The organism is Streptacidiphilus pinicola, assembly GCF_003258295.1.
GTDB classification, from domain to species: domain Bacteria; phylum Actinomycetota; class Actinomycetes; order Streptomycetales; family Streptomycetaceae; genus Streptacidiphilus; species Streptacidiphilus pinicola.
The window spans coordinates 1-15,042 of the sequence record NZ_QKYN01000169.1 but is presented as its reverse complement, the minus strand read 5'-3'; the positions used below and the strand labels follow the sequence as shown (position 1 = coordinate 15,042).

13 protein-coding genes and 1 pseudogene are annotated in these 15,042 nt (G+C 72.7%); 2 read left to right on the top strand and 12 right to left on the bottom strand.

Features of this window, described 5'->3' with window-relative positions; genetic code table 11:
• Positions 1–65: 65 nt before the first annotated feature.
• The 5 genes from DN069_RS33825 to DN069_RS33805 all read right to left on the bottom strand — a co-directional run bounded on the left by DN069_RS33825 (position 66) and on the right by DN069_RS33805 (position 6,344).
• Entirely contained in the window at positions 66–1,013 is a 948-nt protein-coding gene (locus DN069_RS33825) for an SIS domain-containing protein (protein WP_424556356.1), read from the bottom strand.
• 110 nt (positions 1,014–1,123) lie between these two features.
• Positions 1,124–2,701 carry a Na+/H+ antiporter gene (locus DN069_RS33820; RefSeq protein ID WP_111507067.1) on the bottom strand — a complete coding sequence of 526 codons (1,578 nt, stop codon included), beginning with the start codon at positions 2,699–2,701 and terminating at the stop codon, positions 1,124–1,126.
• Positions 2,702–2,966: 265 nt separating this feature from the next.
• Positions 2,967–3,938, bottom strand: coding sequence for a serine hydrolase (locus DN069_RS33815; protein ID WP_243640106.1), 972 nt, complete (start codon positions 3,936–3,938; stop codon positions 2,967–2,969).
• 120 nt (positions 3,939–4,058) lie between these two features.
• The gene (locus DN069_RS33810; RefSeq protein ID WP_111507066.1) at positions 4,059–5,933 is read right to left on the bottom strand and encodes an ABC transporter ATP-binding protein; all 1,875 of its coding nucleotides are present in this window, start codon (positions 5,931–5,933) and stop codon (positions 4,059–4,061) included.
• Between the two features lie 87 nt (positions 5,934–6,020).
• Complete coding sequence (locus DN069_RS33805; RefSeq protein WP_111507065.1) at positions 6,021–6,344, bottom strand: DUF1330 domain-containing protein; 324 nt, start codon at positions 6,342–6,344, stop codon at positions 6,021–6,023.
• Between the two features lie 109 nt (positions 6,345–6,453).
• Here DN069_RS33805 and DN069_RS33800 point away from each other — a divergent pair.
• Together DN069_RS33800 and DN069_RS33795 are read left to right on the top strand one after the other, a co-directional pair.
• A pseudogene (locus DN069_RS33800) lies at positions 6,454–7,086 on the top strand (phosphoribosyltransferase); the annotation flags it as partial.
• Between the two features lie 191 nt (positions 7,087–7,277).
• Positions 7,278–8,228 carry a DUF3048 domain-containing protein gene (locus DN069_RS33795; RefSeq protein WP_165845760.1) on the top strand — a complete coding sequence of 317 codons (951 nt, stop codon included), beginning with the start codon at positions 7,278–7,280 and terminating at the stop codon, positions 8,226–8,228.
• Positions 8,229–8,254: 26 nt separating this feature from the next.
• On the opposite strand, the gene DN069_RS33790 is transcribed toward DN069_RS33795, so the two are convergent.
• From DN069_RS33790 to DN069_RS33760, 7 genes are all read right to left on the bottom strand, one after another.
• The gene (locus DN069_RS33790) at positions 8,255–8,512 is read right to left on the bottom strand and encodes a DUF1876 domain-containing protein (protein WP_111507062.1); all 258 of its coding nucleotides are present in this window, start codon (positions 8,510–8,512) and stop codon (positions 8,255–8,257) included.
• 373 nt (positions 8,513–8,885) lie between these two features.
• Positions 8,886–9,695, bottom strand: coding sequence for a TrmB family transcriptional regulator (locus DN069_RS33785; protein WP_111507061.1), 810 nt, complete (start codon positions 9,693–9,695; stop codon positions 8,886–8,888).
• 133 nt (positions 9,696–9,828) lie between these two features.
• Positions 9,829–11,991: an elongation factor G gene (gene fusA, locus DN069_RS33780; protein ID WP_111507060.1), complete on the bottom strand. Its 2,163-nt coding sequence runs from the start codon at positions 11,989–11,991 to the stop codon at positions 9,829–9,831.
• A 310-nt stretch (positions 11,992–12,301) separates the two neighbouring features.
• Positions 12,302–12,568 carry a DUF6295 family protein gene (locus DN069_RS33775; protein ID WP_111507059.1) on the bottom strand — a complete coding sequence of 89 codons (267 nt, stop codon included), beginning with the start codon at positions 12,566–12,568 and terminating at the stop codon, positions 12,302–12,304.
• Positions 12,569–12,570: 2 nt separating this feature from the next.
• Positions 12,571–13,302: a dienelactone hydrolase family protein gene (locus DN069_RS33770; protein ID WP_243640101.1), complete on the bottom strand. Its 732-nt coding sequence runs from the start codon at positions 13,300–13,302 to the stop codon at positions 12,571–12,573.
• A 24-nt stretch (positions 13,303–13,326) separates the two neighbouring features.
• Positions 13,327–14,169, bottom strand: coding sequence for a DNA-formamidopyrimidine glycosylase family protein (locus DN069_RS33765; RefSeq protein WP_111507057.1), 843 nt, complete (start codon positions 14,167–14,169; stop codon positions 13,327–13,329).
• An 82-nt stretch (positions 14,170–14,251) separates the two neighbouring features.
• Positions 14,252–14,683, bottom strand: coding sequence for a hypothetical protein (locus DN069_RS33760; RefSeq protein ID WP_111507056.1), 432 nt, complete (start codon positions 14,681–14,683; stop codon positions 14,252–14,254).
• Positions 14,684–15,042: the final 359 nt, after the last annotated feature.

Sequence of the window (15,042 nt, the reverse complement as noted above, 5' to 3'; positions counted from 1 at the left end):
ACCCTGAACGCCGCCCTCGACGAGGTAGGTGACGTCGAGGGCGGCGTTCAGGGTGACGGTGAGGATCATGCGGAGAGCACCACGGAACGGGTCAGGTGCTGCGGGTTGTCGACGTCGCGGCCGAGCCGCGCCGCGAGCGCGACGCCGAGGCGCTGCACCTTGACCAGCTCGGCCAGCGGATCGTGACGCGGCGTCACCAGGTGGGCGCCGGTCTCCAGGATCTGCTCGGCCAGGCCGTCCGGCAGCGCGCCGAGGCTCCAGACGGCACGGCCCGCGCGGGCGACGCTGATCGGGCCGTGGCGGTACTCCATCGCGGGGTAGGACTCGGTCCACCACGCCGCGGTCTCCCGGACCTTGAGCGCGGCCTCGCGCGCCACCCCGTAGCTCCAGCCGCGGCCGAGGAAGGAGACCTGCTCCGCGCCGACGAGCTCGGCGTCCAGTTCCTGCGCCAGCGCCTCGGCCGCCTGCGCGGGCAGGTGGCCGACGGCCTCGCCGAGGTGGGCGCGCAGCAGCACCAGCTGCGAGGTGGGGAAGCGGGTCTGCACGACGGACTTCTCGTCCGCCCAGTCGAGCACGACCAGGTCCTGCGCGAGGTCGGCGACCGGGGTCGCCGGGTCGGCGGTGATGGCCGTGGTGGCCACCTGCCCGCGCATCGAATCCAGCAGGCTCAGCACCTCCGTGGTGGTGCCCGAGCGGGTCAACGCCAGGACGCGGTCGTAGCGGCGGGCGAAGCCGGGCCCGATCGGCGCCTCGGAGGCGGCGAAGGCGTCGGTCTCGCCGGCGCCCGCGCCCTCGCGCAGCGCGGCGTAGGCCTGGGCCATGAACCAGGACGTGCCGCAGCCGACGACGGCGACCCGCTCTCCGGGGCGCGGCAGCAGGCCGGAGACCGACGGCAGCAGGTCCAGCGCCCGCTGCCAGCACGCGGGCTGGGACTCGATCTCCAACGAGGTCTGCGAGGCGGCGGTCACCGGCGGCACCTTCTCTCGAATCGACGATTCATATTGCTCACTCATGCTCACTTGATTGCCAAGATGAGCAAGACCGAGCATACCGAGCGCCGCGCAAAAGGGAAACGCCCTGCCCGGCCACAGCCGGACGGGGCGCTACCCGCCGCGCACACGCGCTACTCCTCCTCGACCAGACCCGCCTCCTCCAGATCCAGCGAGCGCTGCAGGCGGCGGCGCGTCGCGTCGGTGATCCGGCGCTCGGTGTAGAGGCGCGACAGCTCGCCGGCCTCGGCGCGGATGAGCTCGTGGCGCAGCTCACGGTGCGTGGCCATCAGCGTGGAGTCGGCGTCGAGTTGCTCGTCGAGCAGCGCCCGGGCGTGGTCGAGGCGGGCGTGCAGGCTGCGGCGCAGCTGGTCGACGACGACCTCCGGCGCGGCCTCGACGTCGGCGACCTGTTCCAGCCGGGCCAGGCCGGCGCGCGCGAGCGCGTCGCGGGCCTCGGCCTCCTCGCGCGCGGTGGCGGCCGGCTCCAGCGCGATGCCGGAGGCGCGCACGACGGGTGCGAGCGTGAAGCCCTGCAGCACCAGGGTCAGCACCACCACGCCGGTGGTGAGCACCAGGACCAGCGAGCGGTGCGGCAGCGGCTGCCCGCCGTGGGCGACCAGCGGGATCGACAGCGCGGCGGCCAGCGGCATGACGCCGCGCGTGCCGGCCCAGGAGATGACGGCCGGCACCCGCCAGGAGACGGTGCCGGCGCCGCGCCGTCGCTGCATGGCCGCCGACATCGGGAAGATCCAGAGCATCCGGGTGGCGATCAGGGTCGCGGCGATGGCGAGCACGTCGAGCGGCCACATCTTCTCGTCCGCGCTCAGTCCGTGGATCAGCGAGGGCAGTTCGAGGCCGATGACGGCGAAGACGACACTCTCCAGCAGGAAGACGACGGTCTGGTAGACCGCGTGCACCTGCAGCCGGATCCGCGCGCCGGTGATCCGGTCGCCCACCGAGCCCATCGAGCCCAGCGCGACGCCCGCGACGACCACGGCGGTCACGCCGGAGGTCCGCGCGTCCTCGGCGAGGACGTAGGCGGCGTACGGGGTGACCAGGGCGATCACCGTCTCCAGGACCGGGTCCTCGGTGCGCTTGCGGATCTGCCCCACCGCGAGCGCGACGAGCAGACCGACGACGGCCCCGCCGCCGCCCAGGAGCACGAACTCGCCCGCCGCGCGCGTCACGGAGAAGGAGCCGGCCGCGACCGCCGTCCCCACCGCCACCTTGAACAGCACCAGGCTCGTCGCGTCGTTGAACAGACTCTCGGCCTGCACCATGACCTGGATCCGCGGCGGCAGCGACAGTCTGCGCCCGAGCGCGGTGACGGCCACCGGGTCGGTGCTGGCGAGCACCGCGCCGAGCACGAAGGCCATCGGCCCGGCCAGCGGCGTCAGCGCGGCGGCGAGGAGACCGACGGCCGCGGCGGAGGCGAGCACGAGCCCGAAGGCGAGCAGGGCCACCGGCCGCCAGACCAGCCGCAGGTCGCGCAGCGATATCTCCTCCGCCGAGGCGTAGAGCAGCGGGGGCAGTACCCCGATGCTGATCACCTGCGGCGGCACGTGCAGGTCCGGGGTGAACGGCAGCGCGCCGATGATCAGGCCCGCGACCACCAGCAGCGAGGGCGCGGGCAGGCTCCACCGCCGGGCTCCGGTGGCCACCAGGGTGGCCAGGCCCACGAGGAGCAGAAGGGCGGTCAGATCGGTCATGCGGGGCGGGCGCTCCGGTTCTCGTGCGGCAACGGACTCAGGTCCGGAGCGCTTCGGCCCCGGCCCGCCGACCAGACTTCCCGGCTCACCTCGTGCGGGGACCGGCGCGTTCGACCGCGCGGGCCCCGTAAAGATCCTGTCAAGGCCAGGTGCGCGAGCGCAAGCCCGAACGGGTGACGCCGCCGACGACTGGAGGGGGACGCCGACGGCCCCCGGCGCGAGGCGCCGGGGGCCGTCGGACGGATCATCCGCCGGAGCGGTCAGGTCAGTCCCTGACCGACCCGGGCTGCGGCGAGCCGTCGCTGGTCTCGACGCGCGGAGCGTCCGAGCCCGGCTGCGGCTGCTCGGCCCCGACACGGGGCGCGACCGCGGCCTTGAACCCGTACATGCCCAGGTCGCGGTGGACCTGGAGCGCCACGCGCTCGATGGTCGTGATGCCGTAGCCCTCAGTGGACTCGTGGTCGGTCAGCACGACCATGCGGTAGTCACGGCCGGAGCCGTTGAAGATACCGAGGCTGTTGACCCGCCAGTCGAGCGTGGCGGTGCGCTGCAGCCAGCCGTTCTTGACGTGGGCGGTGACGCCCTTCGGGGTCCCGTAGGGGGTGCCCCAGCGCTGGTCGGTCTCCACGTGCGCCATCAGGCTCTGCGCGAAGGACTTCGCGCTCGGCGTGAGGACGTCCGTGCGGTCCGTCAGCACGTCCAGCAGTCGCATCTCGTCGCGGGCGGTGATCTGGGTCAGACCCCAGTAGCCACCCGAGCCGAGCACGGTGTTGGTCATGCCGGCCTTCTTGAGGAACGCGTTGATCTCGGCGGTGCCGAGGTAGTTCCACAGGTTGGTCGCGGCCGTGTTGTCCGAGCTCTCGATCATCGGGTGCAGGTTGTCGAGCTCGAACTGGGTGAGGTACTTCCCCTTCTCCTTCCACAGAACGGTCGCCATTATCGTGGCCTTGACCACGCTGGCGGAGTCGAACTGGTGGTAGGCGTGCAGGGAGCAGGTGACCCCGGTGCGCGGATCCGACACGGCGAGCGCGTAGGTGTCCGTTCGGCCGCTCAGCGCTGACTTGATGTCACGCGAGAGCTTGGCGGCCAGTGCGGGGTGACTGCTGGAGGTGCAGATGGGCGTGGTCGCCGCGGCGGCCGGCTGGGCGATGCCCAGCGGGGCCAGAGCGGCGACGGCGACAGCGCCGAGCCCCCCGGCCAGCGCGCGCTTGGCACGCGCTTTGAAGGATGGTGCCACCGAGATGGATCCTTCCGACGTCGGTAGTGGTCGCTTGTGCAGACGAGTGTGCGAGTTGACACGTCGTCGCCCTTGCAGACTTTCCGACAGTCGGACAGGGTTGCGCTGAAAGTGTAACGATCAGGTGATCAATTCAGCTTCGGCCTGACGATCCGTTGGCTCTTGTCCCGTTACGTCCCTTTGGTTCTCAGGGGTTCCCGCCCCGGTGTCCCGGGCCACCAGTGCCGCGTAGTGCCCGCCGAGAGCCAACAGCTTCTCGTGCGTGCCGCGTTCGACGATCCGGCCGGCGTCCAGCACGACGATCTCGTCGGCGTCGCGGACGGTGGAGAGCCGGTGCGCGATGGTGATGGTGGTGCGCCCCGCGGAGAGGTGGTCTAGGGCCTGCTGCACGGCCTGCTCCGTCTGCGTGTCCAGCGCGCTGGTCGCCTCGTCCAGGACCAGGACCGGAGGGTCGCGCAGGATGGTGCGGGCGATGGCCAGCCGCTGCTTCTCGCCGCCGGAGAATCGGTAGCCGCGCTCGCCCACCAGCGTCGCGTAGCCGTCCGGCAGGGAGGCGATGTGGTCGTGGATCTGCGCGGCGCGGGCCGCCGCCTCCAGCTCTGCGTCGGTGGCGTCCGGCTTGGCGAAGCGCAGGTTCTCGGCGACCGAGGCGTGGAAGAGGTAGGTCTCCTGGGAGACCACGCCCACCGCGTCCGCCAGCGCCGCGAAGCTGAGGTCGCGCACGTCCGTGCCGTCGACGGTCACCCTGCCCTGCGTCACGTCATACAGGCGCGGCACCAGGTAGCTGAGGGAGGTCTTGCCGGAGCCCGTCTCGCCGACCACGGCGAGGCTGCCGCCGGGCGGGACGGTCAGGTCGATGTCCTGCAGCGTCGGGCGTTCCTGGCGGTTGTCGTAGCGGAAGCCGACCCCCTCGAAGCGCACCTCGCCGCGGGCGCGCCCGGTGGGGGCGACGGCGTCGGGCCGCTCGATGATGTCCGGGACCAGGTCGAGGTACTCGAAGATGCGCTGGAAGAGCGCCAGCGAGACCTGCACCGCGACGCCGACCTGGAGCAGCGACACCGTCGGCCGGAACAGGCTCTGCTGCAGCGAGGTGAAGGCGACCAGGGTGCCGATGGAGATCGTGGCGCCGTGCGCGCCGACCATCCCGGCCGCCCAGTAGATGACCGCCGGCATCGCGGCCATGACGATCTGGATCGTCGACTGCCGCCAGCGCCCCGCCATGTCGGCGCGCACCTCGAGGTCCGCCAGCGCGCCGGACTCGTGCGCGAAGTCGTCGCTGAGCGCGCGCGAGCGGCCCATGGTCCGGCCCAGCAGGATGCCGGAGACCGAGAGCGACTCCTGCATGATCGACGAGATCGAGGCCAGTTGCTTCTGCCGCTCGCCCGCTATCCGGCGCCGTTCGTTGCCGACCCGGCGGCTGATCCAGACGAACAGTGGCAGCAGGAGCAGCGAGACGATGGTCAGCTGCCAGTCCAGCGCGGCCATGGCGACCACGGTCGCGACGACCGTGGTGGTGTTGGAGACCAGCGAGGTGGCCGTGGAGGTCACCGTCGCCTGCATGCCGCCGATGTCGTTGGCGATCCGGGACTGCACCTCGCCGGTGCGGGTGCGGGTGAAGAACGCCAACGGCATCCGCTGCAGGTGCGCGTAGACGGCGGTGCGCAGGTCGTGCATGACGTGCTGGCCGACGCTGGTGGACAGGTAGGTCTGCCAGACGTTGAACACCGAGTTGGCGACGGCGACCGCGACCATCCCCACGGCGAGCACGGTCAGCAGCCCGGTGCGCCGGTCCGGGATCGCCACGTCGAGGATCGCCCGCAGCAGGAACGGCGAGGCGACCGAGACCAGGGACGACAGCCCGACCAGCACGGCCACCACCGCGAGCCGCCCCCGGTAGGGGCGGAACAGCCGCAGGATGCGCCGCAGCTGCCGGGGCTGCCGCGGCGCATCCGACTCACGCGGCGGGGGAGTCCAGTCGGGACCGGGAGGCTTCATGCATCCGAGTGTAGCTCATTATTGCGATAGCTAATAGTGAGCTTCACTCAGCGCTTCAATGCGGTGGGTGCATCGGTGCTCCGGCGGTCAGTGCTTCAGGCTGTCGGCGCCCAGGTAGCCCTCAGGCACACCGGGCACCAGGATCACGTCGGCGACCATGTGGCGGGTGCGCAGCTCCAGGATGTCCCGGTAGCCGGGGGAGTCGTACCAGGCCCGCGCCTGCTCGATGCCCGGGAACTCGATCAGGATCAGGTCGCCCTTGAAGCTCCCCTCGACCTCGTCCACCGGGTTCCCGTGCACCCGGAACCGGCCGCCGAAGGGCTCCAGCGTGGCGTCGATCCGCTCCAGGTACTCGACGATGTCCGGGCCGAACTCGACGGAGTGGACGTGGGCCATGGCGTAGGCGGTCATCTCTGGCTCCTCGGTGCGCTTCGTTGTGCTGTCTGATGGCTCCACTGTTCCGGACGCCGGAGGGCGGCGAATCTGTCGCACTTAGGTACTTCGCTCCTACGCTGGATTCATGGTCTTCGCGGATCGCCGGCAGGCGGGGAGACGGCTCGCCGTGTGCCTCGAGGATCTGCGCGGCGAGGACCTGGTCGTGCTCGGGCTGCCGCGCGGCGGCGTGCCGGTGGCGGCGGAGGTGGCGGCCCGGCTGGACGCGCCGCTGGACGTCGTGGTGGTGCGCAAGCTCGGTGTGCCGCAGCAGCCCGAGCTCGCCATGGGCGCCATCGGCGAGGGCGGGGTACGGGTGCTCAGCCCGGAGATCATCCGGGAGGCCGGGGCGAGCCAGGCGGCCCTGGACCGGGTCGAGCGGGAGGAGCGGGCCGAGCTGGAGCGCCGGGTGCGCCGCTACCGCGGCGACCGGCCGCCCGTCGACGTCGCCGGCCGTACCGCCGTGGTCGTCGACGACGGCATCGCCACCGGCGCCACGGCCCAGGCCGCCTGTCGGATCGTCCGCGCCCAGGGCGCCGCGCGGATCGTCCTCGCCGTGCCCGTCGCCCCGCGCGGCATCGCCGCGGCCTTCCGGGGGCTGGCGGAGGAGGTGGTCGTCGCCGACACGCCGACCTGGTTCGCGGCGATCGGCCAGTTCTACGCCGACTTCACCCAGACGACCGACGCCGAGGTGCTGGACTGCCTCGAGCGTGCGACATCCGCCTGAGAGGCTGCCGGACATCCCGGACGCGTCGCGTCCTCCCGCTTTCGGTCGCGGCGCCACAGGCGCATGGTGGTGGGGAACGCCTGTTCGCGATCCGAGGGTGGTGAGCGCAGATGGCGGACGAAGACAGCCGGGCGGCGGGGGCCAGTCCCGGCGGAAGACGCCCCGGGGGGAGTCGACGGGCGAGGATGATCGCGATGGTCGCCGGGCTCGCGGTGGTCGGAGCGGGTATCTGGTTCGCGGTCGCGGGGGGAGGTGGTAGCCCGGCGTCCTCGCCGTCCTCGTCACCCTCCTCGCCGGCGGTGAACCCGCTGACCGGCGAGGGGGCAGGCGGGCACGTGCTGGCGGTCAAGATCGACAATGTCGGTCAGGCCCAGCGGATCCAGTCCGGGCTCAACTCCGCCGACCTCGTCTACGCGATCCAGGTCGAGGGCGGTCTCAGCCGCTACCTCGTCGTCTTCGACAGCGGTCATGCCCCCGCCCGCGTCGGCCCGGTGCGCAGCGCCCGGCAGACCGACATCCCGCTGCTCGCGCCCTTCGGCCGTGTCGGCTTCGCCTACTCCGGCGCGATATCCGGGCTGCTGCCCGACCTGGCCGCCGCCAACCTGCAGACCATCACCCCGATCGCGAACAACAACCTGTTCAGCAACGGCGGCAGTGACCCCACCTACATCCAGCCCGCCCAGGTCTTCTCGGCCTTCCCCGGCCTCGCCCAGACCAAGGACGTCGGCCTGCGCTTCGGCGCCGAGCCCGCCGGCGGCACGGCCCAGTCCTCGGTCCGTGTCCGGATGCCCTCGGCATCCTTCGCGTTCACCGCGTCCGGCGCCAAGTGGCTCGTCGCCGTCGACGGGCAGGCGGTCGTCACCACCGACGCGGGGCAGGCGAACGCGGACAACGTGATCGTCCAGCACGTCCATGTCGTCCCGGGCAAGTACACCGACCACAACGCCGGGCACGCCGACAACGAGGTCTTCTCCGAGACCACGGGCCAGGGCAGCGCCGACTTCTACCGCGACGGCAAGGTCTGGCACGGCCAGTGGTCCAAGCCGAACGACACCGCCCCGACCAGCTACACCGTGGCCGGCACGTCGATGAACCTCGCGCCCGGCCGCACCTGGATCGTGCTCACCGGCTCGTGACGGCCACCCCTGCTACCGCGCGGCCACTACCGCGTCGCGGGCCCGGCCAGGTAGGCGAAGTCGTGCGAGGCCATGTCGTGCAGCCGTTGCGCCAGGTCCTCCAGCGCGCGGCTGACGGCGAGCTCGTCGCCGATGTCCGGCACCGCGCGGTCGGTCGGGTTGCGGCGCGCCACGCCGCGTCCGGTCGCCATCGGCGCGCCCGGATCCGTCATCACCGCGCGCGCCTCGGTGCGGGCGTCGTCCTCGTCGATGGTCACGGTGACGGTCCACTGCTTGGTCTTCATGGGATCACCTGCTCCTGCCTCTCCCACCAGTGCGCCACGCCCGGCCCCCGTCGTCCAGTCCGCCGTCCGTCCGATTACCGTCCGGCCCGGAAATCCCGCTGCGGGGGCGGACTCCGGGCTGCCGGAATGGCGGTCGACACGACCTGCGGGCGATCACCGGCGGGGTGTCTCCCAGCCTTCGACCGGGAGGTGCCCCCACGGCGCGCGCACGGGTCTCGGCGGCGTGCCGTGGGAGTGGCTGACGCGGCGCGAGCCGCTGTCGGAGTGGGTGGACGCGGCCGCCGGGTGGGTGGCGGGGCCGGCCCGAGAGGTCGGGTACCAGTCCGCGGTCGAGCAACTCTCACCCTGAGGTCCAGGGTGATGGTCGGTCGGTTCAGGCCGCCGCGCTGAACGGCGTCGCCCGAGCCCAGAGGCGGTCGAAGGTGTCCTCCAACTCGGCGACCGTGTGGGCGTCGTCGACCAGCAGCACCGGACCGGGGCCCGCGTTGGGGTCCGGATCGGCGGAGGGCAGCGTCAGCAGCGCCCGCTCGCGGTCGGTGAGGATCATGCGCGTCTCCACCGCCGAGGTCACCCTGGCCTCCTCGCCGGCCGCGGCGAAGCGCGAGGCGCGCGCGACGAGCTGAGGACTGGTCAGCAGGTCGGCGTGGTAGACGCAGCGCACCGTGCCGCCGGCGTGGGTGATGCTGTGGACCCGGTCGATCCACTCCTCGTCCGCCAGGCCGTCGAACGGCGGCCTGGCGGTGGCCAGCACGGAGTGCTGGGCGTACTCGCGCCAGTGGTCCATGCGGGCGACCCCGGTCCGCGTCTCGCCCTCACGCACGAACCGGCGGCGCCCGGTGCGTGCGGAGAGCCAGTCGGTGCGCAGTTCGGCGACCAGATCCGTGGCGACGACCTCGAGCCGGGCCAGGCTGTCGCGGTGGGCGCGCATCAGCGCGGCCGCGGCGTTGGCCGGGTCGACCGCCCGGTAGGCGGCGGGCTTGCCAGGGGTCTTCGCGACCAGACCCTGGTCGATCAGTGAGCCCAGGACGTCGTAGATGCGCTGGCGCGGGACGCGGGTGGCGTCGGCCAGGTCGGGGGCGGTCGCCTGGGGGAGCCGGGCCAAGGCGGCATAGGCACGGGACGAGTACGAAGTGAGTCCCAGGGTTTCGAGCGCCCGTTCGCTAAACGATGCTGCCGGTGTCATGCACGATTCATATCAGAGGGATGGGCCCGGTTGCGAGCAGTGATGCTTCAACTACTGATCGCGCAAGTGGCCCGTCCCCAGCGTGGGGGACGGGCCACTGTCGATCAAGCGACGGTCAGATGACGATCATGCGTCATCCCGCTGACCGGACCGCCCGGCTCGGCGCGGGCGCCGCCGACGCGGACCCTGCCGACGCGGCATCCGCCGGGGCGAACCCGGACGGACGGGCGGTGAAGGTACCCCGCCCCTGCGTCCGGCTGCGCAGCCGTGTCGCGTAGCCGAACAGCTCCGCGAGCGGCACCGTCGCGGTGACCGTGCAGGTCGCACCGCGTGTCGTCTGGTCGGAGATCCGACCGCGACGCGCCGAGAGGTCACCCAGGACCGCGCCGACGGCCTCCTCCGGCACCGTCACCGCGACCTCGGCCACCGGCTCCAGCAGCACCATGGCGCAGGAGCGCAGCGCCTGACGCAGCGCCAGTCGGCCCGCCGTGCGGAAGGCGAGATCCGAGGAGTCCTTCGGATGCGTCGCGCCGTCCGTCAGCGTGACCCGGACGCCGGTCACCCGGTGCCCGCCGAGGGGACCCTCGACGAGCGCGTCCCGGCAGCCGGACTCGACCGCGCGGATCCACTCCTGCGGCACCCGGCCTCCGGTGACGGTCGAGCGGAACTCGAACCCGGCTCCGTCGGTCGCGAATCCGTCGGTCCCGGCCCCGTCGGTACGGTCCGTCAACGGCTCGACGTCGAGCACCACCTGCGCGAACTGGCCCGCGCCGCCGTCCTGCTTGGCGTGCCGCAACAGCACCCCGGACACCCCGCGGACCACCGTCTCCCGGTAGCCCACCTGCGGGCGGCCGACGCGCAGCTCCAGCTGGTGGGCACGGCGCAGCTTCTCCACCGCGACCTCCAGATGCAGCTCGCCCATGCCGGACAGCAGCGTCTGCCCCGTCTCCGGATCGGTCCGCACCGCGAGCGACGGATCCTCCTCGGCCAGCCGGACCAGCAGGACCGTCAGGCGCTCGGCGTCAGTGCCGCGCACGGCCTCGACCGCGACCGAGACCACCGGCTCCGCCGTCACCGGCGGTTCCAGCAGCAGCGGCGCACCCGGCGCGCACAGCGTCGCACCGGCGCGGGCCGCCTTCGGGCCGATCACGGCGACGATGTCGCCGGCCACCGCCTGCTCGACGTCCGCGTGCCGGTCCGCCTGCACCCGCAGGATCCGGCCGACCCGCTCGGTACGACCGGTCCCGGAATCCAGGACCTGGTCGCCCTTGCGGAGCGTGCCGGAGTACAGGCGCAGGAAGGTCAGCCGTCCGGTGTTCGCCTGGGCGACCTTGAAGACCAGCGCCGCCAGCGGCCCGGCGGGGTCGGCGGCGCGTTCGAGCGCCACCGCCGACACACCGTCACGAGACGTCGGGGCCGACGTCCCCCTCGCCGGAGGGACGTCCAGCGGCGAAGGCAAGTACGAGACCACCGCGTCCAACAGCGGCTCGATCCCACGATTGCGATATGCGGATCCACATAGCACCACCACCCCCTCTCCGGTGCAGGTCAGGTCTCGGAGCGCCGCGGCCAGCGACTGGTCGCCCAGCCGGCCCTCGGCGCAGAACTCCTCCAGCGCCCGCGGATGCAGCTCCGCGACCGCTTCTTCCAGCAGTCGGCGCCGGCGCAGCGCCTCGTCCAGCAGCGGTGGCGGAATCTCGTCCACCAGGCAGCCGGACACCGCGTCAGGCCAGGTCAGCGCGCGCAGCGCGACCAGGTCCACGACTCCGGTGAAGTTCTCCTCGGCACCGATCGGCAGCTGCACCACCAGCGGCGCCGGGTGCAGCCGCGTGCGGATCGAGGCCACGGCCGTGTCCAGGTCCGCCCCGGCGCGGTCGAGCTTGTTGACGAACGCGAGACGCGGCACGCCGTGCCGGTCCGCCTGCCGCCAGACGGCTTCGCTCTGCGGCTCGACGCCCGCCACGGCGTCGAAGACCGCCACCGCACCGTCGAGCACCCGCAGGGCGCGCTCGACCTCGTCGGCGAAGTCGACGTGGCCCGGGGTGTCGATCAGGTTGATGCGGTGCCCGGCCCAGTCGCAGCTCACGGCCGCGGCGAAGATGGTGATGCCGCGGTCGCGTTCCTGCGGGTCGAAGTCGGTGACGGTGGTGCCGTCGTGGACCTCCCCACGCTTGTGCGTCGAGCCGGTGGCGAAGAGGATCCGCTCGGTGACGGTCGTCTTCCCGGCGTCGACATGCGCGAGGATGCCCAGGTTTCGGACACGGGACAGGGCAGAGAAGTTGAAGGTGGTACGCACGGCCGGAGGCCTCTCATGGCGATCCTGGACAGGACGGCGCGATGACCCCGCGGCGGCGTGACTACGTCAGGCGCGCACCGCGGTTCTCCGGTGACGGCCGCGCAGCCGGCACCGGAGGGACGGGGACACCAGGATCACCTCGAACCGCGACAGGGGAGCCGCGACAGCGGCGTTGTGGTCACGCATGGCCCGGCTCCCCTCGGTTCGTCGTCAAAAACAGTCAGTCAGTCGGCCCCGTTACGGGTGGGGCGCTCGGTACGTGGACGAGTCTGGCAGTGGGCCGACCCGCCCCGCACCTCAATTTCCGTGCTCAGACCTTGAGTTCCTCAGGGACGGCGGCGAGCGCCTGCTGGATCGCGGCCACCAGGGCCCGCGCGGACTCGGCCGTGAGTTCCAGCGCGACCCGACGGGCCGGGTCGCCGGCCGGATCGGTCAGGTCGATGTTCAGGGTGTGCTCCGCCATCGCGTGCACGGGGTGGTCGAAGTACACGGTCGCGCGGCCGGCGTGGAACCAGGCGCTGCCCGGCCCCTTGGCGCTGCCGTCCACGTCCGCGTGCACCGTCGTGTAGGTGCACATGCTCAGGCCCCCAGGTACCGGCCGTAGAACGCCTCGATGCGCTCCCAGCCGTCGTTCGCCGCGGCCACGTTGTAGCTCGGACGCTCGTTGGCGAAGAACGCGTGCCCGGCGCCCTCGTAGCTGTGGAACTCGAAGGTCTTGCCCTCGGCGGTCAGGATCTGCTCCAGCTCGGCCACCTGGTCCGGGCTCGGGTAGCGGTCCTCCGCCCCGAACAGGCCGAGCAGCGGCGTCCGCAGGTTCGGCAGCTGGTCCACCAGGTTCGTGATCTTCAGCGGGAACTCCGTCGGCACCTCGCCGGTGACGAACGCGCCGTAGCAGTCCACGGCCGCGTCCAGGTCGAGGTGGCAGGCGGCGAGGACGGACTGGCGCCCGCCCGAGCAGTAGCCGATGACGCCGACCTTGCCGTTCGAGGTCGGCAGCGACCGCAGGTACGCGGCCGCGGCGCCGACGTCGCCGACCAGGCGCTCGTCCGGCACGCCGCCCTGGGCGCGCGCGACGGCCGCCGCGTCGTCGGGAGCGGCGCCCGGCGCCTCACGGTGGTACAGGTTCGGGCAGACGGCGTCGTAGCCCAGCTCGGCGAACCGGCGGGTGATCTCCTTCGAGCCCCGGTCCCAGCCCGGCATGTGGTGGATGACGACGACGCCGCCGCGGCGGAACTCCGCCTCGGGACGGGCCACATAGGCCTCGATCTCGTCACCGGCGTGGCCCGCGAAGCGGACCAGGGTTGCGGTCATGGATGCGTGCATGCGCCAGCTATATCACGCAGGCCTGAGACCCCGACCGGGGCGCGATGCGCCCCTACTGGCGCCCGGCGTCGGGCCGGGCTGGCAGCGGGGGCACCAGAAGACCACGCGGTCCTGCGGCGGCGTGCCGAGACGTGCCGTGGACACCGGTGCGCCGCAGCGCCGGCACGGACGCTGGGCCCGTCCGTAGACCCAGTGCTGTCGGTCCCGTGCGGGGTCACCCGTCGTCACATGGCCGTGCCGCAGCTTGTTCAGCACCAGCAGATGCCGCGCGGCCCGCACCACCCGCGGCAGCTCGCCGACCTCCGCGACCGGCGTCCACGGCGAGACCCCCGCCAGGAAGCAGAGCTCGTTCGCGTAGACGTTGCCGATGCCGGCGAGATTGCGCTGGTCCAGCAGCGCCTCGCCGATGCCGCGCGCCGGGGCGGCGCCGAGCCGGCGCAGCGCCTCCGTCTCGTCCCAGTCCGCCCCGAGCAGATCGGGCCCCAGATGGCCGACCGCCCGCGCCTCGGCCTCCGTCGGCAACAGTTCGACCACCCCGAGCTGGTAGCCCACCGCCGTCCGCTCGGCGTTCCCCAGCACCGCCCGGATCTGGTGCCGCGCCCCGCCCGTCCACGGTTCGCCCGCGCGGAAGACCCGCCAACGGCCCTCCATCCGCAGATGCGTGTGCAGCGTCAGCCCGCCCTCGATCCGCGTCAGCAGGTGCTTGCCGCGCGAGGCCACGTCCAGCACCTCGCGCCCCACCAGGTCCGCCGTGGCGTGCGCGGGGACCCGCAGGTCCGCGATGCTCAGCACCTTCCCGGCCAGCGCGCGCCGCAGCTCCCACGCCGTCCGATACACCGAATCACCCTCGGGCACCGGGCTCCTCTCCCCGCTCGACCCTGCTGCGCCCATCCTCGCACCAGGGTCCGACAGCCGGTGCGAGCGGCCGGAGCGGGAGTCAGCGGACCGCGGAGATCCGCAGCTCCTCCCAGTCCGCGCCGGGACGCGTCGCCACCGAGACGCGCTCCGCGCCCGCGGGGCCGAGGGCGATCCAGAAGCGTTCCGCGACGACGCGCGGCACCGCCTCCCCGGCGTCGCCGCGTCCGAACCGCACCAGCGGCGTCACGCCGTCGGCCGGGAGCAGCCCCCAGGACAGCACTGGTCCGGCCGCGGCCGCCCGTCGGGCGCCGCGCAGCGGCTCCGCCGTCAGCGCGCCCTCGACCATCACGTCGAGCAGCGCCTCGTCGGCGTAGACCTCCAGCGCGAGCCGGCCGCGCGAGCCCTGCCCGAGCCGCACCGCCCACCCGTGCCCCAGCTCCACGCCGCCGTCGATCCGCTCGATCCGCGCGATCCCCGGCGCCACGCCGCCGTCGCTCTCCAGCACCGTCATGGCCGCTCCCGTTCGCCTCCGGTCGTTCTGCTGCCGGAGGCTAGGCGTCGACTTTGTGGTTTCCCTGGGAAACCGCTCAAGCAGGCCGGAGCGGGCACTCACCCGGGCGGCGGCGCGTTCTGGCGGGGTGGGCGGGGGCGCGCGAAGGTGGAGGCAGCGGCGCGAAGGAGGTGAGCGGGGGCGTGGCCGACCAGGAGCAGCGCCACGGGGCGTGGCGCACGCGTGCGTACTGGGTCGCCTACTTCCGTCGCCTGTGGGACCACGGCCGCCATGTGGAGATCATGCAGCGCTCGCTCGCCTTCGCCGCCCTCTTCTTCGTCACGCTGATCCCGCTGCTCGCCATCATCGCCGCCGCCGAG